This window comes from Mobilicoccus sp., from assembly GCF_032060985.1.
GTDB lineage: Bacteria > Actinomycetota > Actinomycetes > Actinomycetales > Dermatophilaceae > Mobilicoccus.
In genome coordinates, this window is the sequence record NZ_DAMBGD010000001.1 from 15,717 (window position 1) to 37,588 (window position 21,872).

Genomic DNA, 21,872 nt, shown 5'->3' on the forward strand with positions numbered 1-21,872 from the left:
GGTCAGTCCCGGTGCCGGCTCCAGCCCTCGACGACGTCGGGTTCGGCGGAGGAGCCGAGGTCGGTGCCGGAGAAGTCGGGAACACCCGGCTCCGGGCGGGCGCGGCGGGCGAGGGCGTGGGCGAGGTGGTACCCGACGATGACCGTGATGGTGCCGAGCGCGATACCGGAGAGTTCGAAGCCCTCGGTGATGTGCACGCTCACGTTGCCGACCCCCATGATGATGCCCGCGGCGAGCGGCACGAGGGTGGCGGGGTGGCCGAAGTGGACGTCGTGCTCGACCCAGATCTTGGCGCCGAGCAGGCCGATCATGCCGTACAGCACGACCGTGATGCCGCCGAGCACACCGCCGGGGATCGCGGAGACGACCGCGCCGAACTTGGGCGAGAACCCGAAGAGGATCGCGGTGAGCGCGGCGACGACGTAGGCCGCGGTCGAGTACACGCGCGTGGCGGCCATGACCCCGATGTTCTCGGCGTACGTCGTCGTGGGGGCGCCACCGACCGAGGTCGCGATCATCGTGGCGAGGCCGTCGGCGCCGACGGCTCGACCGACGTAGGGGTCGAGGTCCTCCCCGGTCATCTCGCCCACGGCCTTGACGTGCCCGATGTTCTCGGCGACGAGCGCGACGACGATCGGCAGCACCGTGAGGATGAAACCGAGCTGGAAGGTGGGCAGGTGCCAGCCGGGGGTCGTGGCCGTCGTCGCCTGCGGCAGGCCGATCCACGGCGCGGCGGCGACGGCGCTCCAGTCGACCCGCAGGTGCGTCGTCACCTCGCCCGCGGCGTTCGGTGCGGTGATGGGGCCGAGCCCGACGTCGGCGAGCCACGAGAGCGCGTAGCCGACGATGACGGCGGCGAAGATCGAGATGCGGGAGAGGAATCCGCGCGAGGCGACGCTCACCGTGATGACGAAGAGCATGACGAGGATGGCGATCCACTGGTCCTGCGGCCAATAGACCGAGGCGACGACGGGGGCGAGGTTGAACCCGATCAGCATGATGACCGCACCGGTGACGGCGGGGGGCATGACCCGGTGCATGAACGAGGCGCCGAGGGCGTGGATCGCGATGCCGACGATCAGGAGCGCGACACCGATGAAGAACAAGGCACCGGTCTTGTCGGAGGCGGAGCCGCCGTGCGCCGCGATGATGCCGGTCACCCCGACGAAGGACGCCGACGAGCCCAGGTAGCTCGGCACCCGGCCCGCCGTGAGGACGAGGAACAGCAGCGTCGCGAGGCCCGACATCATGATCGCGAGCTGGGGCGAGAGTCCCATGAGCAGCGGGAACACGAAGGTCGCCCCGAACATCGCGACGACGTGCTGCATGCCGAGGCCGACGGTGCGCCCCCAGGACAGTCGTTCGGAGGGGGCGACGACGTCGTCGGGCCCGTCGAGGGCGCCGCCGGAGTGCAGGGTCCACAGCTTCACGTGCGGGAAGCTACCACCGCGCGACGACGCCTCCCGCATCGTCGCGTCGGCCCCGCGCCGGCACGGGCCCGGCCCCCGCGGTCGGTGCCGACGAGAGATCGCGCGGGTGCGCGGGAGATCCGTCGGCGGCGCCGAGGCCCCCGCCCTCCGTCGCTGATCGGGGGCGGCGGACGGTAGAGTGACGGCAACACCGAGGAACGAAGGGGCCGCCACGTGGGTCAGCTGCACGTCGAATTCGTCGCCGCAGACGGCAAGGTCTGGGAGGGCGACGCCTCACGCGTCATCGCGCGCACGGTCGAGGGCGACATCGGAATCCTGCCCCAGCACGCCCCGCTGATGGCGGCCCTCGCCCCGGGCGAGATCCGGATCGACGGTGGCGGCGCGGGGGCGCAGACGTACACGGTCGACGGCGGGTTCCTCTCCGTCGACAGCGACGTCGTCACGATCGTCTCCGAGTCGGTCTCTCAGCACTGACGACCCGAATGGACACCTCGGCCCTGACGATCGTCGAGGTCGTCCTGGTCGGGCTCGTCCTGCTCGCCGCTGCGGCGGTCCTCTCCGTCTACGTGCGCCGGCGGCTCATCTCGCACGACAGCGACGTCGTGTCCTGCGGTTTCCGTCCCGGCCGTACGGGCCGCTGGCGGCCCTCACTCCTGCGCATGAGCGCCACGTCGCTGCAGGTGTTCCCGCTCTTCGGGTGGAGTGTGCGTCCCTCCTTCTCGTGGACGCGGCGATCGGTCGACCTCGGGGTCGTCACCACGCTCGAGGACGAGGCGATGGCGAACGCCTTCGACGTCCAAGGGCGGGGCCGCAAGGTCGCCGCCACGGCGGCCGTGGAATCGGGCGATCCCATGCAGTTCGACCTCGCCCTCGGTCTCCTGTCCTACACCGCCTTGCGCTACTGGGTGGAGTCGGCACCCCCCGCGACCACCTGGCACGCCTGAGCCCAGTCCGGCCCCACGGAGCCCTCGACAACCCGAGACGGCAGATGGGATGGCAGCGTTCGTCGCGCTCCAGCGCCATCGGAGCTGCCATCCCATCCGCCGTCTCGGTTGTCACCGTGCGGCGTCGGTACGCCCCTCGGGGGGTGGCTCAGTCGCGCTCCTGCGACTCCCGCCCGCCGCCGGGCTGCCAGAGCACGTCGCCGCCGCGGCCGACGTTGGCCACCCGAGCGAGGATGAACAGGAGGTCGGAGAGTCGGTTGAGGTACTTCGCGGTGAAGGGGTTGACGCCGCCGGGGTGGTCCGGGTCCTTCGCCTGGGCCGCGGGCTCGGTGCCGTAGGCCTGGATCGCGGACCACGTCGAGCGCTCGGCGCGGCGGGTGATCGTGCAGGCGAGGTGAAGGTAGGCGGAGCCGGTGCTGCCCCCGGGGAGGATGAAGGAGCGGAGCTTCTCGACCTGCTCGTTGTAACGGTCGCAGTCCGTCTCCAACTCCTCGATCCACTCGGCGCGCATCCGCAGCGGTGGGTACTCCGCGCTCTCCTCGCCGGCGACGAGCGGGTTGCAGAGGTCGGCGCCCACGTCGAAGAGGTCGTTCTGGATGCGACGGAGGGTGGCGTCGACCTCCTCGGGCAGATCTCCGCAGGCCACCGCGATCCCGATGGCGGCGTTGGCCTCGTTGGCGTCGGCGTACGCGCAGAGGCGGGGGTCGGTCTTGGACGTCCTACTGAAGTTCCCGAGGTGCGTCGTCCCGTCGTCGCCCGTCCGTGTGTAGACCCGCGTGATGTTGACCATGCCGCGATCGTCTCAGACGGGCCCGCCCGAGCGTGCGGGAGCCTCGTCACCGGCCGCTCGGCGACGTGAGGCGCGTCACCGCACCGCGGGGTGCCGCCCCCCTCGTGCCCCCGGCTACCTTCACTACCATGGCAGCAAACGGAGAACGTGATCGACCGTGGGTCATGCGCACCTACGCAGGGCACAGCAGCGCCGCCGCGAGCAATGCGCTCTACCGGCGCAATCTCGAGAAGGGGCAGACGGGCCTCTCGGTGGCCTTCGACCTGCCGACGCAGACGGGTTACGACCCCGACCACGAACTCTCCCGCGGTGAGGTGGGCAAGGTCGGGGTGCCGATCTCCCACATCGGCGACATGGCGGCCCTCTTCGAGGGCATCCCGCTCGCGGAGATGAACACGTCGATGACGATCAACGCGACGGCGATGTGGTTGCTGTCGATGTACGAGGTCGTCGCCGAGCAGCAGGCGCAGGCCGAGGGCCGCGACCCCGCGGGTGACGTCGCCAAGCTCTCCGGAACGACGCAGAACGACATCATCAAGGAGTACCTCTCGCGCGGGACGCACGTGTTCCCGCCCGGACCCTCGCTCCGGCTCACCGCCGACACGATCGCCTACACGGTCGCGCGGATGCCCAAGTGGAACCCGGTCAACATCTGCAGCTACCACCTCCAGGAGGCCGGGGCGACCCCCGTGCAGGAGGTCGCGTTCGCGATGGCGACGGCCATCGAGGTCCTCGACACCGTGCGGGAGCGCGGCGAGGTGCCGCAGGAGAAGTTCGGTGAGGTCGTCGCCCGCATCAGCTTCTTCGTCAACGCCGGCGTGCGTTTCGTCGAGGAGATGTGCAAGATGCGCGCGTTCGTGCAGCTCTGGGACGAGCTCACGCTCGAACGCTACGGCGTGCAGGACCCCAAGCACCGCCGGTTCCGGTACGGCGTCCAGGTCAACAGCCTCGGCCTCACCGAGACCCAGCCCGAGAACAACGTCCAGCGCATCGTCCTCGAGATGCTCGCCGTCACCCTGAGCAAGAACGCCCGCGCCCGTGCGGTCCAGCTGCCCGCGTGGAACGAGGCCCTCGGCCTGCCGCGCCCCTGGGACCAGCAGTGGAGCCTGCGTCTGCAGCAGGTGCTCGCGTACGAGTCCGACCTGCTCGAGTACGACGACCTGTTCGACGGGTCGCCGGTGGTCGAGGCCAAGGTCGCCGAGATCGTCGAGGGTGCCAGGGCCGAGATGGCGCGCATCGCCGACATGGGCGGGGCCGTCGCGGCCGTCGAGTCCGGGTACATGAAGCAGGCGCTCGTCGCCTCCCACGCCCGGCGTCGACAGCGCATCGAGTCCGGTGAGGACATCGTCGTCGGGATCAACAAGTTCACCTCCACCGAGCCGAGTCCGCTCACGGCCGACCTCGACACCGCGATCCAGACCGTCGACCCCGCCGTCGAGAAGGCCGCCGCCGAGGCGGTGCGCGAGTGGCGCGACCGACGCGACGCCGACCCGGACAAGAAGGCCGAGGTCGACGCCGCCCTCGCTCAGCTCAAGGAGGACGCGGCGAACGAGCAGGTCAACCTCATGGAGGCCTCGCTGCGCTGCGCCCGTGCGGGTGTGACGACGGGGGAGTGGGCCCACGCGCTGCGCGAGGTGTTCGGCGAGTACCGCGCCGCGACCGGCGTCTCCGACAACGTCGGCGTCGGCGAGGCACCGGCGGGCAGCACGCTGGCGGCGGTCCGTGAGGCCGTCAAGCAGACGGGCGAAGAGATGGGCACCCACCTGCGGTTCCTCGTCGGCAAGCCCGGTCTCGACGGGCATTCCAACGGTGCCGAGCAGGTCGCCGTCCGCGCCCGCGACGCCGGCTTCGAGGTCGTCTACCAGGGCATCCGCCTCACCCCGGCGCAGATCGTGCGCGCCGCGGTGGACGAGGACGTGCACGCCGTCGGCGTCTCGATCCTCTCGGGATCCCACATGGAACTCGTGCCCGAGATCCTCTCCGGGCTGGCCGAGGCCGGGGCGGGCGACGTGCCGGTCATCGTCGGGGGCATCATCCCCGAGTCCGACGCCGCCAAGCTGCGCGCGGCGGGTGTGAGCGAGGTCTTCACGCCCAAGCACCACGACCTCACGACCTCGATCGGTCACATCGTCGACGTCATCCGCGAACGCCACGGACTCGCGCCGCTTCATTGAGCACCGACACTGCCGCCGAGCACCGACACGGCCGCCGCGACCCCGGACCCTGCTCAAGGCACGTCGAGGACGCACCGCCACCCCCGCCGACGCACCTCCTACCGGTGGAGCGTCCGCAAGACCTGGGGTGCGTCCTCGACTCGGCGGTGTCGCGTCAGACCTCGTGCGCGACCCGTCCGCATTCGCCCCGCCCGGGCGATGCGCGGAGCACTCCAGCGGTCACCCGCGGGCGGTGAGACCCAACCCGCTGCAGGCGGTTCTGCTGCGCTGGGGAGAGTCGTGCGGTTCCATGGGCGGATGGCGATCGACGACTGGTTCCTCAGCACGGACGAGCGCGGCAACCCGTGGACGCGGCTGTCTCACCGACACGGTGGGCGGTCGTGGACGAGCGGCAACGACGCGCGCCTCCACGTCCACGGCGTCGGGTACTTCGCGCGGCTGCGGGAGGTGGTCGAGGCGCAGGGGCCCGGCGACCTGCTCCTGTTCACCGACTGGCGGGGCGACCCCGACGAGAGGGTGGGCGAGGACGGGCTCACCGTGGCCGAACTGTTCGCCGGTGCCGCCCGGCGCGGCGTCGTCGTCAAGGGCCTGTTCTGGCGCTCGCACCTCGACACGATCGCGTACTCCGAGGAGGAGAACCGGTCGATGGCCGACGACATCCGCGAGGCCGGCGGCGAGGTGCTGCTCGACATGCGCGTGCTGCCGCTGGGATCGCACCACCAGAAGTTCGTCGTCCTGCGGCATCCCGATCGTCCGGAGAAGGACGTCGCCTTCGTCGGCGGCATCGACCTGTGCCACACCCGCCGCGACGACCGCGCGCACCTCGGCGACCCGCAGACGGTGAAGATGGGCGACGTCTGGGGGTCCGACGCCCGCCTGGCACGACGCGATGATCGAGGTGCGCGGCCCGGCCGTCGGGGATGTCGAGGCCACCTTCCGGGAGCGGTGGGAGGACCCGACGCCGCTCGCGCTGGACCCCATCTCGCGGGTGGAGGCGTGGGCGCACCGCGACGACGAGCACGCCGACCCGCTTCCGCCGCAGCTGCCCGACCCCGCACCCAGGGGAGAGATGAGCGTGCAGGTGCTGCGGACGTTCCCGGCGAAGCTGCCGCGGTTCCCGTTCGCCCCCCGCGGTGAGCGCAGCATCGCTCGGGGGTACGGCAAGGCCGCGGGGCGGGCGCAGCGGCTCATCTACGTCGAGGACCAGTACTTCTGGAGCGGCGTGGTCGTCTCCTGCTTCGCGAAGGCGCTGGCCGCGCGACCGGAGCTCCGGATGATCCTCGTCCTGTCGACGTACACGACCAGCGACAGCCCGATGGCGAACGCGAGTTGCCTGCCCGCGCGCGTGCAGGCGTTGCAGGACCTCTACCGTGCGGGCGGTGACCGCGTGGGGGTCTACGGCATCGAGAACCCTCACGGAACACCGGTGTACGTCCACTCGAAGGTCTGCGTGGTCGACGACGTGTGGATGACGGTGGGGTCGGACAACGTCAACCGCCGCTCCTGGACCTACGACTCCGAACTCACCTGCGCCGTGCTCGACGAGCGCCGCGACGAGCGTGAGCCGCGCACGATCGGTGCCGACGAGGCACGGGTGTTCCCCCGCGAGGCGCGGCTCACCCTGGCTCGGGAGCATCTCGACCGGGCCGACGGCGACGACGCGGACCTCATCGATCCGGCGTCGGCGTTCGAGGCGTTCCGCACGACGGCACGCGATCTGGACCGATGGCACGACGGCGGAGGCGTCGGTCCGCGCCCACCCGGTCGCCTGCGTTCCTACGTGCTCCCGAGCATCACCGGTCCGCGGCGGGTGCTCGGTCGCCTCGCCTACCGCCTCGCCGACGACCCGGACGGCCGGCCCCGCAGTCTCCGCGGCACCTCGGAGTTCTGAGAACGGCGGTCGTCGAGCACGGTGACCCGCCGAGGGGTGCCCGATCGGGCCTCAGATGACGGCGGTCCCGGCGACGCGGCGAGGGTCGCCCGCGGCCTCGAGATGTCCGTCCTCGTGGGCGAGCGCCGCGCCGACACCGCCGAAGTACATCGCGATGCCGTCGTGGGCCACGGTGGGGTAGGGGCATTCGCCGAGCGCCTCGGTGAGGCCGGGTCCGCTCTCGTGTTCGACGCGCGGGGATCCGGCCTCATCGAACGCGACGTGCAGGCGGGGAGCGTCGATGGCCTCCTGCAACGGGTGCTCGTCGAGGCAGATTCCCCCGATGACCTGCATGAGCGCGGTGGTGATGCGATCTGCGCCGGGGCTGCCGATGGCCATGACGGCGCCGTCGGAGCGGCGGGCGGTCGAGGGCGCCATGTTCGAGGCGAGTCGGGTGCCGGGACGCAGGGCGTGGAGCCCGCGCCGGTTGAGTTCGGGCTCGCCGAGGGCGTTGTTCATCATGAGGCCCGTGCCGGGGGTGGTGAGGCCGGAACCATAGCCCGCCGACGTCGTGATCGAGCAGGCGAGGCCGGTCTCGTCGACGGCGGAGACGTGGATCGTCTCGGGGGAGGTGCACAGGGCGGAGAGACCCTCGGGGCCGAGCTCCTCGAGGGCGGCGATGAGTTCGCGCCCCGCGGTCTCGAGATCCTCGGCGGCGTCGATGGCGCGACTGCGGTAGGCGAGCACGGTGTGCTGGATGTCGATGACGTCCGCGGCGTCGGTGTGGCCGTTGCGTCGACGGCGATCGGCGAGCAGCCGCAGCATCGCGGTGAGCACCGGACCGCCGATGGACGGCGGCGGGTTGACCCCGATGTCCCAGTGCCCGAGGTCGGTGCGCAGGACGGGCCGCACCGCGGTGCGGTACGCCGCGAGGTCCTCGATCGAGAGCAACCCGCCGTTCGCGGTCATGTCGTCGGCGACGACCCGGCCGAGCTCGCCACCGTAGAGGGTCTGGACGCCGTCGCGCGCGAGCGCGGTGAGGGAGGCGGCGAGATCCGGCGAGCGCATGATCTCCCCGAGGCGCGGAGGCCCGTCGTGCCCGCCCTGCGTCATGAACGCGTGCGTCTGGGGGTCCCAGGCGAAGAGGTTGTCGCCGCTGTAGCGCAGGTAGTATTCGGCGGCCCGCCCGAGCGGCCAGCCGCGGGCGGCGAGGTCGATCGCGGGGGCGAGGAGTTCGGCCCACGGCAGCGTGCCCCAGCGCACCGACGCCTCGTCGAGGGCGGCGAACATGCCGGGGGTCGCGACGGAGGCGTGGCCGCCGTAGACGGTGAGGCCGCCGTAGTAGTCCATCCAGATCTTGCGGACGCCGCCGCCGAACCAGGACTGCGGGCGGCCGCGGCCGGGCATCTCGACGTTGCCGTCGAGGACGACGGGCTCCTCGCCCGGCGCCCACACGTTGATGTACGCCCCGCCCATCGGGCTGACGATGCCGACCTCGGTGATCGAGGCCACGACGACGGCGGCGACGGCGGCATCGACGGCGTTCCCCCCGGCCTCGACGACGTCACGGGCGGCCTCGACGGCCTCCTGGGCGGGTCCGGCGACGGCCACGCGGCGACGGGTCATGTGCTCGTGCTCCTCGAGGTGGTGGGTCCGGTGGCCGCGGAGAGATCCCTCGATGCGTCGTCGGGTCGAGGGGGCGGCGCGCGGACCACGGTCGGGCGTTCAGTTTCGCACCCGGGCGCGCCCGCGTGGCCCTGGGGTGGCCGGCCGGCTCGGACGACCCGCTCACACGATCGGCGCACACCGGAGGGGTCCGGGTCAGAAGAGCCGCCCGGTGACGTCGTCGAGGCCGCGCAGGGCGTCGTAATCGAGGGTGACGCACCGGATGCCCCGGTCGGCCGCGAGGGTGCGGGCCTGCGGTTTGATCTCCTGGGCGGCGAACACCCCCCGCACCGGACCCGCCGTGAGCAGGTGCGGGTCGCGATTCATGAGGTCGAGGTAGCGGGTGAGCTGCTCGACCCCGTCGATCTCGCCGCGTCGCTTGATCTCGACCGCGACGTGGGCGCCCGCGGCGTCCCGGCACAGGATGTCGACCGGGCCGATGGCCGTCATGTACTCCCGGCGCACGAGGCGGTAGCCCTCGCCGAGCGTCGTGATGTGTTCGGCGAGCAGGGACTGCAGGTGCGCCTCGACGCCGTCCTTGACGAGACCGGGATCCACGCCCAGTTCGTGGCTGCTGTCGTGGAGGATCTCGTGCAGACGGATCCGCAACCGGTCGTCGCTCTTCGCGTGCCGGACGACCCACACGGAGGTGACGCCCTCGTCTGCCTCGAGGTCGTCCGGGGCGACCTCGGCCATCGCGCACGGCGGCGACATCCAGTTCAGCGGCTTGTAGGAGCCGCCGTCGCTGTGCACGAGCACCGAGCCGTCGGCCTTGACGAGCAACAACCTCGTCGCGAGGGGGAGGTGGGCCGCGAGACGACCCTCGTAGTCGACGCTGCACTTCGCAATGACCAGACGCACCGCCACACCCTAGGCCAGGCCGGCCCGACCGGAGAAGATCCCAGGTCAGCAGCGTGGGACGGGGGCGGATCCCCGGCGGCGAGGAGCCGGGAGGCAAGGCGGCGTCGCCGACGTGCTCCGCGCCACAACGCGACCGGGCAGACGGACCCGCGGTGTTCTGCGAGACTCCGCCCATGGCTCGCGAAATCACGAAGATCGGTGTGATCGGACTCGGCACCATGGGTGCCGGCATCGTCGAGGTCTGTGCCCGCAGCGGGTTCGAGGTCGTCGGCATCGAGATGGATGCCGAGGCCGTCGAGCGCGGACGGGAACACCTCGAGACCTCCACGTCCCGTGCGGTGTCGCGCGGAAAGATGACGGAGGAGGATCAGAAGGCCCTGCTGGACCGGGTCACGACCAGCGACGACCTCGCGGCGCTCGCCGAGTGCGGGCTCGTCGTCGAGGCCGTGCCCGAGCAGATCGAACTCAAGCGAGAGGTGTTCGGCAAGCTCGACGACATCGTCGCCGAGGACGCGATCCTCGCCACCAACACCTCCAGCCTGTCCGTCACCGACATCGCGACGGCCACCCGGCACCCCAGCCGCGTCATCGGCCTGCACTTCTTCAACCCGGCCCCGGTCCAGAAGCTCGTCGAGATCATCGCCACCGTCATCACGGCCCCCGACGTGCTCGAGGACGTCCGCGCGCTCGCGGGGCGCCTCGGCAAGGAGCCCGTCGTCGTCGGCGACCAGGCCGGCTTCATCGCCAACCGGCTGCTCCTCGCCTACCTCAACCGCGCCGTCGCGATGTACGAGAACAAGTACGCGAGTCGTGAGGACATCGACGCGGCGATGGTCCTCGGCTGTGGCCTGCCCATGGGTCCGCTCGCGCTCCTCGACCTCATCGGCCTCGACGTCGTCTACGCGGTGCTCGACACGATCTACAAGGAGGGCCGCGACAAGCTGCACGCGCCGGCCCCGATGCTCAAGCACATGATCTCCGCGGGTCTGCTCGGCCGAAAGACCGGGCGCGGTTTCTACACCTACGAGGGCAAGGGCTCCGGCAAGGTCGTCGACGACGCGAGCACTCCGAAGGCCTCCCTCGACGGCGCGTCCCTGCGCCCGATCGGCAAGGTCGGTGTCGCGGGCAGCGGCACGATGGCGATGGGCATCGTCGAGGTGTTCGCCAAGGCCGGGTACGACACGACGTTCGTCGCCCGCAGCGAGGCCAAGGCCGAGGCGGCCCTCGCCAAACTCGCCAAGAGCCTCGACAAGGGCGTCCAGCGCGGCAAGCTCAGCCAGGAGGCCCGGGACGAGGCCCTCGGCCACGTCATCGCGAGCCACTCCCTCGACGACCTCTCCGACGTCGACATCGTCGTCGAGGCCATCGCCGAGGAACTCGACATCAAGCAGGCGATGTTCGAGAACCTCGACGAGATCTGCAAGCCCGGTGCCATCCTCGCGACGACGACGTCCTCGCTCCCGGTCATCCAGGTCGCGATGGCGACGAACCGGCCCGGCGACGTCATCGGGATGCACTTCTTCAACCCCGCCCAGGTGATGAAGCTCGTCGAGGTCGTCACCACCGTCTCGACCTCGGCCGACGTCGTCGACACGGTCACCGACCTCTGCGGCAAGATCGGCAAGCGCGCCGTCAACTGCGCCGACCGCTCGGGCTTCATCGTCAACTCGCTGCTGTTCCCCTACCTCAACGACGCGATCAAGATGCTCGAGGCGCACTACGCGACCACCGACGACATCGACCTCGCGATGAAGGCCGGGTGTGGGTACCCGATGGGGCCGTTCGAGCTCCTCGACACCGTCGGCCTCGACGTGTCCCTCGCCATCGAGAAGGAGCTCTACCTCGAATTCCGCGAGCGCGGCTTCGCTCCCGCCCCCCTGCTCGAGCACCTCGTCAAGGCCGGGTACCTCGGGCGCAAGACCCGCCGCGGGTTCCGCACCTACGCCTGAGGGCGCCGGCACCCGGGACCGCACACCGAGCGCCCCGCCACCTCCCTCCCCGGGAGGTGGCGGGGCGCTCGGCGTGGTGCCGACGTGGTCGACCGAGGGCCTCGTCCCCGCACGGGGGCATGCGCCGCGGTGGCGACCCACCGCCCGGAGGACGGCGGGACGAGTCTCAGCCCGCGGTGTGGGACGCGGTGTCGGCGAACGCCGCCCGGAGGACCTCGGACCCGGCCTTGAGGCGTTCGGTCGTCGCCGGGGGGTCGTCCCACGTGGGGACCGGCAGGGTGAAGGACGCAGGGCTGCCGGGCGTGCTCGACTCGATCGTCACGTCCATGCCTCGCACGGTGAGGAGCGTGGGCTCGCCGAGGTTGGGGATGAGGCCCAGGCGGCGGGTGGGGTCGGCGAACGTGAGCATCGACCAGGGCAGCCGCACCCGCCATTCCATCGGCGCCATGGGGTCGGGGCGCACGAGCTGCCACGTCGCGCGGGAGTCGAACCCCTGGTCGGTGGGATCCCACGACCCCATGACGAGCTCGCCGACGCGCTGCATCTCGGCCGGGACGACGTCGTCGCCACCGGGGGACTCCACGGGGCCCGACAGGGTGAGCTGCTGATCCACCCACCCGCGCAGCGTGGCTCGCGGGAGGAACAGGGAGGGGAGTCCGTCGAGGCGGGTGGGGTCGAGCGTCCGCCGCACGTACATCGTCACCGTGCTCATCGTGGGGACGAGCTGGAGCGCGACGTCGTACTTGGGGTCTCCCGAACCGCCGGGCAGCCGCAGACCGTCGGAGCCGTAGAGGTCGAAGCCGACGTCGACGGGGGAGGTGACGCGGCGGGTGAAGTAGAACGTGAGATAGAGGTACGCGGCGTCATGGTCGGTGACGACCCGCGTCATCTCGTCCGTGGGTGCGTCGTGGACGACCTTCTGCCCCCCGCGCGCGACGTCGTGGGCGAGGAGGCCGAACCACTGACCGCTCGTGAGGGGGTCGTGCCACAACGCCCGCCGTGCAGGCGGGATCTTCTCGACGCGCGGCGCCGTCGGTCGTGAACTCGCCGACCAGTCGTCGTTCCACGCGGAGAGGAGGCCGCCGGTACAGCCGAGATCGCGCAGCATCGTGAGCAGGTCGGCGTCGACCTTCATCATCTGCTGTTCGGAGAGGAACCCCTCGTTGCGGTCGTTGGCGCCGAGGTTGCTCTGCCCGAGCGAGGACGGGACGCCCGTCTCGGTGATGAGCAACGGCAGGCTCGAGTGGTGCGTGCGCAGGTCCTGCAGGTAGGCCCGGTAGGGGTCGTCGCTCTCGGCGTACGACGCCTGGTGACGCAGGAACGTGGGGTCGTACGGCATCGCCGTGTAGGCCGCGAAGGTGCCCGCGGGCCAGGCGGTGAGGACACCGATGTGGTTGACGTCGACGCCGACCCGGTCCTCGTCGGCGTTCGGTTCCTCGGGGTGGGTCAGCGGGTCGGTCGCCGGGTGGTTGGCGGCGCCGATGGGCACACAGCAGCCTCGCTTCGCCTCGTGCGCGGCGAGCTCCTCCATGCGCGCGGCGATCCACCGCTCGGTGGCGGTCGCGCCGGGCATCGTCATGAAGTACCGCCCCGAGAACGGTGCGGAGCTGCTCGCCCCCCGGTCGGTGACGAGGACGGCGTCGGGGTTCCACGACGCGCCGACGAGCCAGGCCGCCACCCAGGGCGAGACGTCGGCCGACCACGAACCGCGCGGCGTGACGGAGGTGTCCCTGCGGCGAAGGTCGCCGTGGATCGCGGCGCTCGCGTCGGCGATCGCGGCGCTCATCTCCTTCGTGTGTTCGGCGAAGGACCGGGCCCGGCCGGTGGTGGCGGCGAGCGCGGGGACGCTCACCCCCTGGAGCAGGTAGAGGGGTGATTCGGGCGTCGCGTCGTTGTGGGAGGCGAGGGCCTCGTACAACGCCGGGGCCTCCAGGGTGTCGAGGCGGACCAGGCGCACGCCGAGTTCGGCCATGAGACCGAACCATCGGCGGTAGTCGCCGACGCCGGGCGCGTGGTCGGTGCGCAGGTGACCCGGGAGGGCGGCGGACAGGCCGACCCCGGCCCAGAAGTCGCGGTCGCCGCCGACGGTGTGCAGCAGCAGCCTGTCGCCGCGTTGAGCGGCGAGGACCGACAGTGCGCCGGCGTCGAGGGGCTGCGGAGCCCAGGAGTCACCGGCCGGTCCCGTCGTGGGTATCCCGACATCGGTGGGCGGCACCGGGGTGATCGTCGGCACCGGAGTCGCGGAGTCGGCGGGTGCGGAGCAGGCGGAGAGCGCGGCGGCCGACCCGGCGGCCAGGAGACCGGTCGTGAGGAATTGCCGCCTGGACGGGCGCGGGGCAGGACTCATCGAGCGCTCCTGGTAGGGGGACGGGCGACCACGCGGGCCCGCGCCGCCGTTGCGAGAATGGGGCCGTGCCCCGAGCCAACCGCCGCCGCGAAGAACGCCGCCCCCCTCCCGGACTCTTCCTGCGTGATCTGCGCGAGTACCGGGAGGATTTCGACGGCCGACCGTGGACGGTGCGGGAGGTGACCGGTCGCGACCCCTCGCGGCGGTACGTGTGCCCCGGGTGCGCACAGACGTTCTCGGGTGGGGTGTCCCACGTCGTCGCCTGGCCCGAGACGGGGTTGCTGAGCGGCGTGGAGGAGCGGCGCCACTGGCACACGTCGTGTTGGCGGGCCCGACACCAGCGGCCCCCGAGGGGGACCCTCCGCTGACGCGCGAGAACGCACCTGATCCCCCCAGGGTTGCAGTGAGCCGACTTCGACGGTGGCCGCGGGAGGCGTCTCGACCGCACCCGGCGCGCGAGACGACGGATGTGGAGGCGGCCCGGACGGGACGGGTCGCGAGGTGCGTCCGTGCCCGGCGGCTCCCGTGAGCCTACTACGGCGCCGCGTGTGGAGGCGCCGTGTGCTGATCTGCGCCGGGTGCGGAGGGGGTGCGCTGTGGAGCCGGTCGCCGACGTCGCGCTCGCGAGATACGGCCGCCAGTCCGAGACCCACGCCGCGCGTCCGGGACCCACGCGGTGCTCCTCCGAGGGGAGGAGCACCGGCGCGGGGAGGGAGCCGTCCTTCGGACATGGCGAGGCCCGTCACCCCGAGTCGGGGTGACGGGCCTGCGACCGTCCTCAGACGCTCAGACGCTCAGACGCTCAGACACTCAGACGCTCAGACGCTCAGACGCTCAGACGCTCAGACGTTGCGGAACCGGTTGATCTTGTCGATGAGCTGGTCGCGACGCTCCGGGTTGCTCACGCCGAGCCCCTCCTCGGGGGCCAGGCAGAGGACGCCGACCTTGCCCTGGTGGGCGTTCTTGTGCACGTCGTAGGCGGCCTGGCCCACGTCCGTCATCGCGTAGGTCTTGCTCAGGGTGGGCTGGATGAGGCCGCGGCGGATGAGGCTGTTGGCCTCCCAGGCCTCGCGGTAGTTGGCGAAGTGGCTGGAGACGATGCGCTTGAGGTTCATCCACAGGTAGCGGTTGTCGTACTCGTGCATGTAACCCGAGGTCGACGCACACGTCGTGATAGTGCCGCCCTTGCGGGTCACGTAGACCGAGGCACCGAAGGTCTCACGTCCGGGGTGCTCGAAGACGAGGTCGACGTCGTGGCCGTTCGTGAGTTCGCGGATGTCCTTGCCGAACCGCTTCCACTCCTTGGGGTTCTGCTCGGTGTAGTCGTCGTTCCAGAACTTGTAGTCCTTCTCACGACGGTCGAGGACGAGCTCGGCTCCCATGGAGCGGCAGATCTCGGCCTTCTCGGGGGAGGACACGACGCAGACCGGGGTGGCGCCACCGGCCAGTGCCATCTGGGTGGCGTAGGACCCGAGGCCACCGCTCGCACCCCAGATGAGGACGCGGTCGCCGAGCTTCATCGCCGCGCCGTTCTTGCTGATGAGCTGGCGGTACGCCGTCGAGTTGACGAGACCGGGGCAGGCCGCCTCCTCCCACGTGAGGTGCTCGGGCTTGGGCATGAGCTGGTTGGCCTTGACGATCGCGAGCTGAGCGAGACCACCGAAGTTGGTCTCGAAGCCCCAGATGCGCTGCTCGGGGTCGAGCATCGTGTCGTTGTGGCCGTCGTGGTGCTCGAGCTCGACCGAGAGACAGTGCGCGACGCACTCCTGGCCCGGCTTCCACAGGTGCACGCCGGGGCCGGTGCGCAGGACGACGCCGGAGAGGTCGGACCCGACGATGTGGTAGGGCAGGTCGTGACGCTTGGCGGCCTCGGAGGTGCGGCCGTAGCGCTCGAGGAACCCGAACGTCGAGACCGGCTCGAAGATCGAGGTCCACACGGTGTTGTAGTTGACGGCGCTGGCCATGACGGCCACGAGGGCCTCACCGGGGGCGAGCTCCGGCAGGGCCACCTCGTCGACGTGAAGGCTCTCGCGGGGGTCCTTGTCCCGGCTCGCGCGGCCCTCGAACATGTCGACCTCGTCCTTGCGCACGACGACGGCCTCGAACGACTCGGGGAGGGCCAACCCCGCGTACGTCTCCTGGGTTCGATCGCCCGACAGAATGGCCTCGCGAATCTCGTGCATCCTCGTCCTCCGTGGGTCGGTCGGGACGCCTTGGACAAAGGTGGGGGGCGGCGTCCACTGTTCGGCGCCTCGCGGGTCTGGCGCGAGGCCGTCGCCCACGTCGGCGCTTTTGTCAGCTTCCCCCGCCGGGGCCCCGGAGAGAAGCTGCCGGGTCGGTGAGCCTGGTCTCACAATCAGGCATCCCCGGTGCTCGGGGGCGGTCGGAGGCCGCGCTCGGGAGTGCTCTCCTGTGCTCGTGATGAGGGGGTGAGGGGGCCGACGCGGAACGAGAACGGCTCCCGCATCGCAGGACGCGGGAGCCGTGACGGGGGAGTGGAGGGGTCAGTGCATGCCCTCGGGGTTGGGCTCGACGAGCTCGACGAGCACGCCGCCCGCGTCCTTGGGGTGGATGAAGTTGATGCGCGATCCGGCGGTGCCGCGCTTGGGCTCGGGGTAGAGCAGGCGCAGGCCGCGCTCGGACAGCGTCGCGCAGACCTCGTCGATGTTCTCGACCCGGTAGGCCATCTGCTGGATGCCCGGGCCGCTCTTGTCGAGGAACTTGGCGATCGTCGACTTCTCGTTGAGCGGGGCGAGCAGCTGGATGCAGGAGGTCGAGTCGCCGACCTCCATCATCGCCTCCGCAACGCCCTGCTCCTCGTTGACCTCGCGGTGGGCCATCGTCATGCCGTACTTCTCCTCGTAGAAGGCGATGGCCTCGTCGAGGTCACGGACGGCGATGCCGACGTGGTCGATGTGCGTGAAGAGTCCCTGTGCGCTCATGCCCCCCAGCCTAGGAGGCTCCGGCGCCGAGGGGAACGGGGCGGTGCGCTGCGGAGGACGAACGGCCCGTGACGTCCCACCACGCCGCGGGCGACGACGGCCCGGTGGCTCGGCGGCCCCCGAGACGCTGCTCACACGCGCTCACGGTGCCCCCCAGCAGCAGGTGAGCGGGCTCGCGAGACGCGACGGGCGTCACGCCCTGCACGCGGAAGCGTTGTCGTGGGTGGGTCCTACAGTGGGGCCCAGCCGCCGGTCATGACCCTGTGCAGGCCGGCGGCGCGTCACCACACCTCGAACTCGACACGGCCGTCCCGAGACCTCTTCGGTGCGGCCGCCGATCCGGAAGGCTTGTCCATGAGTGACTCCTCCCCCCGCCCCACCAGCGTCATCGTCGACGGCGCCCGCACGCCCATCGGCCGCCTCATGGGATCCCTCTCCGGCTTCTCCGGTGCCGACCTCGGCGGGATCGCCATCAAGGGCGCGCTCGAGAAGGCGGGCGTCTCGCCCGAGCAGGTCGAGTACGTGATCATGGGCCAGGTCCTCACCGCCGGCGCCGGCCAGATCCCCGCCCGCCAGGCCGCGGTCAAGGCCGGCATCCCGATGGGGGTCCCGGCCCTCACCATCAACAAGGTGTGCCTCTCGGGCATCGACGCCATCGCGCTCGCCGACCAGCTCATCCGCGCGGGCGAGTTCGACGTCGTCGTCGCCGGCGGCCAGGAGTCGATGTCGCAGGCGCCGCATCTGCTCCGCGGCAGCCGCAGCGGGTACAAGTACGGCAACGTCACGATGAAGGACCACATGGACTTCGACGGTCTGTGGGACGCCTTCACCGACCAGGGCATGGGTCACCTCACCGAGGCCGCCAACACGGGTGAGCAGGAGGTGAGCCGCGAGGAGCAGGACGCGTTCTCCGCCGCGAGCCACCAGCGCGCGGCGGCCGCGGCCGAGAAGGGGCTCTTCGACGACGAGATCGTCCCGGTGTCGATCCCGCAGCGCAAGGGCGACCCGGTCCAGTTCACCAAGGACGAGGGCATCCGCCCCGAGACCACCGTCGAGACCCTCGGCAAGCTGCGCCCGGCGTTCGGCAAGGAGGGCACGGTCACCGCCGGGTCGGCCTCGCAGATCTCCGACGGCGCGTGTGCGGTCGTCGTCATGAGCAAGGCCAAGGCCGAGGAGCTCGGCCTGGAGTGGCTCGCCGAGATCGGCGCCCACGGCAACGTCGCCGGGCCGGACTCGAGCCTGCAGAACCAGCCGTCCGACGCGATCGTCGCCGCCTGCCGCAAGGAGGGCATCGAGCCCTCCGACCTCGACCTCGTCGAGATCAACGAGGCGTTCGCCGCGGTGGGTGTGGCCTCCGCGCGGTCCCTGGGCGTCTCCGACGACGCGGTCAACGTCAACGGCGGGGCGATCGCCATGGGGCACCCGATCGGCATGTCCGGCGCCCGCATCACCCTCCACCTCGCCAAGGAACTGCGTCGTCGCGGCGGCGGTGTCGGCGCCGCGGGGCTGTGCGGCGGTGGCGGTCAGGGCGACGCGTTGATCGTCCGGGTCCCGAAGGCCTGATCCCTGGGGCAAGCTGGGACCGGTGGGTTCGCCCACCGGTCCCAGGGATCCCCGTCCCGCAGGACGGCGCCGCGGCCCCGCGCCGCACCCCGCCGTTCTCTTCGCCCCCGACCCCGAAGAGGTAGCGCACCGATGGCCCGTCAGGTCGACGTCCCGGCACTCGTGGAATCCGCACGCAAGGGAGCACCCCGCGCGGTCGCGCGGCTCATCTCCCTCGTCGAGGACGCCCACCCGGCGCTGCGCGAGATCATGGCGGCGCTCGCCCCCCACACCGGCAACGCACACGTCCTCGGCATCACCGGCAGCCCCGGGGTCGGCAAGTCGACCTCGACGAATGCCCTCGTCACGGCGCTGCGCAAGCAGGGCAAGCGGGTCGGTGTGCTCGCGGTGGACCCGAGTTCGCCGTTCTCCGGCGGGGCCCTCCTCGGCGACCGCGTCCGGATGCAGGATCACGCCCTCGATCCCGAGGTCTACATCCGTTCCCTCGCGAGCCGCGGGCACCTCGGTGGCCTCTCGTCGGCGACGCCCCAGGCCCTACGGGTCCTCGATGCGGCGGGCTGTGACGTCATCCTCGTCGAGACGGTCGGCGTGGGGCAGAGCGAGGTCGAGATCGTCGGCATGGCCGACACGACGCTCGTCCTCCTCGCCCCGGGGATGGGCGACGGCATCCAGGCCGCCAAGGCCGGCATCCTCGAGATCGGCGACGTGTTCGTCGTCAACAAGGCCGACCGTGAGGGTGCCGACGCCACGGTCCGCGACATCCGGCACATGATCAGCCTCGGCGACCGCACCGAGCCGCACCTCTGGCGTCCGCCGGTCCTCAAGACGATCGCCGACCGCATGGAGGGCATCGACGAGGTCCTCGAGGGCATCGAGAAGCACTTCGCGTGGATGACCGAACACGGTGAGCTCGAGCGCCGCCGCCGCGCCCGTGCCGCCGACGAGATCGAGGCGATCGTGCTCGGCCAGTTGCGCGCACGGATGGGTGATCTGCGCGGCGGGAACGCCATCGACGACCTCTCCGCCGCCGTCGTCGCGGGCGAGACCGACCCCTTCCGCGCGTCCGACGAGATCCTCGCCGCCCTCACCTGAGCACACCGCCGACGACCGCGTCGTCGGCGGTGGAGCGAGCGGTCGGCCCTCGCCCTGCGCACCTGGATTCCGTTGGGGGACTAAGATGCACAGGCGGCGTGCCGCCATGTCGAGAGATCACGACCCTTCCCTCGACGTGCACTCGCCCCGCTCGGGAGTCACGCGCGACTGCGTGGACACGAGCCCGGCCCCTCAGGAGCAGCGGTGTCCTCGCATCTGACGAACGCCTCGCCGGCGTCTACGAACTGGCCCCCCACGACCCCTCGCGCAGCTACACGATGGAGGGGATGCGCGGATTCGCCGTCCTGCTCGTCTTCGGCGTCCACTTCACGGCGATCTACGACGCCTGGAGTCGCGGTCCGCTCACGCAGGGCCTCGCCGACGTGGTGTACGGCATCGGGCACAGCGGCGTCGACCTGTTCTTCGTCCTGTCCGGGTATCTCATCTACGGCGGCGTGATCCGCCGCGCGCTGCACTACCCCCTGTACATGCGCCGCCGACTGCGGCGCATCTACCCGACGTTCTTCGCCGTGTTCTGTCTGTACGTGGTCCTGTCGATGCTCGTGCCGTCGGAGAGCAAGATCCCCGACGGCGCCGTTCCGGCCGCCCTCTACCTCGGAGCCAACCTCCTTCTCCTCCCGGGAATCTTCGAGATCCCACCGCTCAACGTCGTCACCTGGTCGCTCAGCTTCGAGGTGTTCTACTACCTCACGATCCCGCTGGTCGTGGGCGTGCTGGCGATGCGTCGGTGGGCGAGTCCGTGGCGCGTCACCTTCTTCGTCGCACTCGGAACGATGTGGTTCGTCCACTGTCTCGACCGCGAGTCCCTCCGCACCCGGCTCATCATGTTCGTCTCCGGCATCGTCGTGTACGAGGTGCTCCATCGTCGTGAGTCGCGTGCGCCGGCTCGGGTGAGTGCCGAGTGGGGGGCTCTGGCGGTGCTCGTCTCCGGTCTCGCGCTGGCCTTCGTGTTCGATCCGGGGTACCTCAAACCCGCCATCCTGCCGCAGTTGGGCGGACCGGTCGGCAACGCTCTGCACGTGCTCACGCTCGCCGTGACGTTCGGGATCTTCGTCTCCATCGCCCTGCGCGCGGCCGGTCGAGGCCCCCTCAACGTGCTGCTGTCAGCGCGCCCCCTGCGGTGGTGGGGCAACATGAGCTACTCCTACTACCTCATCCACAGCCTCACGATCCAGTTCGTGTTCCTCATGGCCAGCAGGCTCCTGCCCGAACGATTCCACGGGGACGCGGCGTTCTGGGTCATGTCCGTCGTCACGCTCGTCCCGACGTGGGTGGTCGCCACGGTGCTGTTCCTCGTCGTCGAGAAGCCGGTGAGTCTCACCGTTCCGCCCCGCCCGCCGCTCGGCCTCGGTCGGTGGCGCCACCTGCATCGCGGCGACTACGCACCGCCGCTGCAGGTCGACGACGTGGAGCCGACGCCGGAGACGTCCTCGCAGCCCGAGGCCTCCGCCGCGTCCGGCGGTCAGACGCCGCGTCCCACCGTGCCGACGGGGAGGCCCGAGGGGTCGCCGGCGACCGTGCGACAGGCGGCGCACGGCGCCGGAGTGCTCCGGACCCGCTCCTCGGGTCGTGCCACGGCGAGGCCTCGCCGGCGATGAGGCGTGCCAGCCGATGGGCGGCGGCGGAGCGCCGGTGGTGGTTCGGTCGCATCGCCTGAGAACCGTAGGCTGACCTGCATGAAGACTCCCCGCACTCTGGCGTTCGACCCGATCCGCCGGGCGGCGGTGTTGTGGGAGCGCACCTGGGGGAGGGCGTCGGCGCCGCAGTCGATGGCCACGGCGACCTCGGTGATGCGCGTGCAGCAACTCCTCCTCGCCGATTTCGACGGGCTCCTCGCGGAGGTCGACCTCACGTTCGCGCGGTTCGAGGCCCTCGTGCTCCTCACGTTCAGCCGTGAGGGACGTCAACCGATGAGCATCGTGGGGGAGCGCCTCATGGTGCATCCGACGAGTGCGACGAGTCTCGTCCGCCGGTTGGAGGCGCAGGGGTACGTCGAGCGCATCCCCAACCCCGACGACGGCCGCGGCACCCTCGCGGTCATCACCCCCGCCGGCCGCGCGGCAGTCGAGAAGGGGATGCAGCGCCTCGTCGACGCGGGGTTCGGTGTCTCCGCACTCACCGGCGCCGAACGGGTCGAGCTCTTCCGGCTTCTCGAGAAGATCCGCGTCGGCCACGGCGACGTCGCCTCGCCCCAGGACGCCTGAGTCCGCTCACGTCGACGTCC

The 21,872-nt window shown here is 71.1% G+C and carries 18 protein-coding genes; 11 read left to right on the forward strand and 7 right to left on the reverse strand.

Annotated elements, in window-relative coordinates:
- Nucleotides 1-2: 2 nt before the first annotated feature.
- Nucleotides 3-1,469, reverse strand: coding sequence for a uracil-xanthine permease family protein (locus RT054_RS00075; protein WP_396837162.1), 1,467 nt, complete (start codon nt 1,467-1,469; stop codon nt 3-5).
- Between the two features lie 174 nt (nt 1,470-1,643).
- On the opposite strand from RT054_RS00075, the gene RT054_RS00080 reads away from it, so the two are divergent.
- Together RT054_RS00080 and RT054_RS00085 are read left to right on the forward strand one after the other, a co-directional pair.
- Entirely contained in the window at nt 1,644-1,904 is a 261-nt protein-coding gene (locus RT054_RS00080; RefSeq protein WP_312720199.1) for a F0F1 ATP synthase subunit epsilon, read from the forward strand.
- 8 nt (nt 1,905-1,912) lie between these two features.
- A complete protein-coding gene (locus tag RT054_RS00085; protein WP_313021424.1) occupies nt 1,913-2,374 on the forward strand; it encodes a DUF2550 family protein in 462 nt (153 codons plus the stop codon).
- A 148-nt stretch (nt 2,375-2,522) separates the two neighbouring features.
- Here the strand turns inward: RT054_RS00085 and RT054_RS00090 are convergent, their stop codons facing one another.
- Entirely contained in the window at nt 2,523-3,164 is a 642-nt protein-coding gene (locus RT054_RS00090; protein ID WP_313021425.1) for a cob(I)yrinic acid a,c-diamide adenosyltransferase, read from the reverse strand.
- Nucleotides 3,165-3,328: 164 nt separating this feature from the next.
- Between RT054_RS00090 and RT054_RS00095 the strand changes: the two genes are divergently transcribed.
- From RT054_RS00095 to RT054_RS00105, 3 genes are all read left to right on the forward strand, one after another.
- Nucleotides 3,329-5,338, forward strand: a complete 2,010-nt coding sequence (locus RT054_RS00095) for a protein meaA (protein ID WP_313021427.1) — start codon at nt 3,329-3,331, stop codon at nt 5,336-5,338.
- A gap of 297 nt (nt 5,339-5,635) precedes the next feature.
- Nucleotides 5,636-6,475, forward strand: coding sequence for a hypothetical protein (locus RT054_RS00100; RefSeq protein ID WP_313021428.1), 840 nt, complete (start codon nt 5,636-5,638; stop codon nt 6,473-6,475).
- Nucleotides 6,408-7,229: a phospholipase D-like domain-containing protein gene (locus RT054_RS00105; protein ID WP_313021429.1), complete on the forward strand. Its 822-nt coding sequence runs from the start codon at nt 6,408-6,410 to the stop codon at nt 7,227-7,229. The genes RT054_RS00100 and RT054_RS00105 overlap by 68 nt, the downstream gene beginning before the upstream one ends.
- Before the next feature lie 51 nt (nt 7,230-7,280).
- On the opposite strand, the gene RT054_RS00110 is transcribed toward RT054_RS00105, so the two are convergent.
- Both RT054_RS00110 and nucS read right to left on the reverse strand, forming a co-directional pair.
- On the reverse strand, nt 7,281-8,834 hold the full coding sequence (locus RT054_RS00110; RefSeq protein WP_313021431.1) for a gamma-glutamyltransferase: 1,554 nt from the start codon (nt 8,832-8,834) through the stop codon (nt 7,281-7,283).
- Between the two features lie 195 nt (nt 8,835-9,029).
- On the reverse strand, nt 9,030-9,734 hold the full coding sequence (gene nucS, locus RT054_RS00115) for an endonuclease NucS (RefSeq protein ID WP_313021433.1): 705 nt from the start codon (nt 9,732-9,734) through the stop codon (nt 9,030-9,032).
- Between the two features lie 173 nt (nt 9,735-9,907).
- Between nucS and RT054_RS00120 the strand changes: the two genes are divergently transcribed.
- On the forward strand, nt 9,908-11,683 hold the full coding sequence (locus RT054_RS00120) for a 3-hydroxybutyryl-CoA dehydrogenase (RefSeq protein WP_313021434.1): 1,776 nt from the start codon (nt 9,908-9,910) through the stop codon (nt 11,681-11,683).
- A gap of 166 nt (nt 11,684-11,849) precedes the next feature.
- Here RT054_RS00120 and RT054_RS00125 read toward each other — a convergent pair whose 3' ends face one another.
- On the reverse strand, nt 11,850-14,030 hold the full coding sequence (locus RT054_RS00125; RefSeq protein WP_313021435.1) for a hypothetical protein: 2,181 nt from the start codon (nt 14,028-14,030) through the stop codon (nt 11,850-11,852).
- Between the two features lie 65 nt (nt 14,031-14,095).
- Here RT054_RS00125 and RT054_RS00130 point away from each other — a divergent pair, with 65 nt between their 5' ends.
- Nucleotides 14,096-14,398 carry a hypothetical protein gene (locus tag RT054_RS00130; RefSeq protein WP_312720185.1) on the forward strand — a complete coding sequence of 101 codons (303 nt, stop codon included), beginning with the start codon at nt 14,096-14,098 and terminating at the stop codon, nt 14,396-14,398.
- A 474-nt stretch (nt 14,399-14,872) separates the two neighbouring features.
- On the opposite strand, the gene ccrA is transcribed toward RT054_RS00130, so the two are convergent.
- Both ccrA and mce read right to left on the reverse strand, forming a co-directional pair.
- Nucleotides 14,873-16,213 (reverse strand): crotonyl-CoA carboxylase/reductase, encoded by a 1,341-nt coding sequence (ccrA, locus tag RT054_RS00135; RefSeq protein ID WP_312720183.1) that lies wholly within the window; start codon nt 16,211-16,213, stop codon nt 14,873-14,875.
- A 321-nt stretch (nt 16,214-16,534) separates the two neighbouring features.
- Entirely contained in the window at nt 16,535-16,972 is a 438-nt protein-coding gene (gene mce / locus RT054_RS00140) for a methylmalonyl-CoA epimerase (RefSeq protein WP_312720181.1), read from the reverse strand.
- A gap of 354 nt (nt 16,973-17,326) precedes the next feature.
- Between mce and RT054_RS00145 the strand changes: the two genes are divergently transcribed.
- From RT054_RS00145 to RT054_RS00160, 4 genes are all read left to right on the forward strand, one after another.
- Entirely contained in the window at nt 17,327-18,535 is a 1,209-nt protein-coding gene (locus tag RT054_RS00145) for an acetyl-CoA C-acetyltransferase (protein WP_313021436.1), read from the forward strand.
- A gap of 132 nt (nt 18,536-18,667) precedes the next feature.
- Nucleotides 18,668-19,627 (forward strand): methylmalonyl Co-A mutase-associated GTPase MeaB, encoded by a 960-nt coding sequence (meaB, locus tag RT054_RS00150; RefSeq protein ID WP_312721159.1) that lies wholly within the window; start codon nt 18,668-18,670, stop codon nt 19,625-19,627.
- 287 nt (nt 19,628-19,914) lie between these two features.
- Nucleotides 19,915-21,246, forward strand: a complete 1,332-nt coding sequence (locus RT054_RS00155; protein ID WP_313021438.1) for an acyltransferase — start codon at nt 19,915-19,917, stop codon at nt 21,244-21,246.
- 78 nt (nt 21,247-21,324) lie between these two features.
- Nucleotides 21,325-21,852 (forward strand): MarR family transcriptional regulator, encoded by a 528-nt coding sequence (locus RT054_RS00160; protein WP_312721156.1) that lies wholly within the window; start codon nt 21,325-21,327, stop codon nt 21,850-21,852.
- Nucleotides 21,853-21,872 lie beyond the last annotated feature (20 nt).

Coding starts and splice junctions, on each gene's coding strand:
- RT054_RS00105 (WP_313021429.1), top strand. CDS start 6,408: ATGAGCGTGCAGGTGCTGCGGACGTTCCCGGCGAAGCTGCCGCGGTTC.
- RT054_RS00095 (WP_313021427.1), top strand. CDS start 3,329: ATGCGCACCTACGCAGGGCACAGCAGCGCCGCCGCGAGCAATGCGCTC.
- RT054_RS00160 (WP_312721156.1), top strand. CDS start 21,325: ATGAAGACTCCCCGCACTCTGGCGTTCGACCCGATCCGCCGGGCGGCG.
- mce (WP_312720181.1), bottom strand. CDS start 16,972: ATGAGCGCACAGGGACTCTTCACGCACATCGACCACGTCGGCATCGCC.
- RT054_RS00090 (WP_313021425.1), bottom strand. CDS start 3,164: ATGGTCAACATCACGCGGGTCTACACACGGACGGGCGACGACGGGACG.
- RT054_RS00085 (WP_313021424.1), top strand. CDS start 1,913: ATGGACACCTCGGCCCTGACGATCGTCGAGGTCGTCCTGGTCGGGCTC.
- RT054_RS00125 (WP_313021435.1), bottom strand. CDS start 14,030: ATGAGTCCTGCCCCGCGCCCGTCCAGGCGGCAATTCCTCACGACCGGT.
- RT054_RS00110 (WP_313021431.1), bottom strand. CDS start 8,834: ATGACCCGTCGCCGCGTGGCCGTCGCCGGACCCGCCCAGGAGGCCGTC.
- ccrA (WP_312720183.1), bottom strand. CDS start 16,213: ATGCACGAGATTCGCGAGGCCATTCTGTCGGGCGATCGAACCCAGGAG.
- meaB (WP_312721159.1), top strand. CDS start 18,668: ATGGCCCGTCAGGTCGACGTCCCGGCACTCGTGGAATCCGCACGCAAG.
- RT054_RS00120 (WP_313021434.1), top strand. CDS start 9,908: ATGGCTCGCGAAATCACGAAGATCGGTGTGATCGGACTCGGCACCATG.
- RT054_RS00145 (WP_313021436.1), top strand. CDS start 17,327: ATGAGTGACTCCTCCCCCCGCCCCACCAGCGTCATCGTCGACGGCGCC.
- RT054_RS00100 (WP_313021428.1), top strand. CDS start 5,636: ATGGCGATCGACGACTGGTTCCTCAGCACGGACGAGCGCGGCAACCCG.
- RT054_RS00155 (WP_313021438.1), top strand. CDS start 19,915: ATGCGCGGATTCGCCGTCCTGCTCGTCTTCGGCGTCCACTTCACGGCG.
- RT054_RS00075 (WP_396837162.1), bottom strand. CDS start 1,469: ATGCGGGAGGCGTCGTCGCGCGGTGGTAGCTTCCCGCACGTGAAGCTG.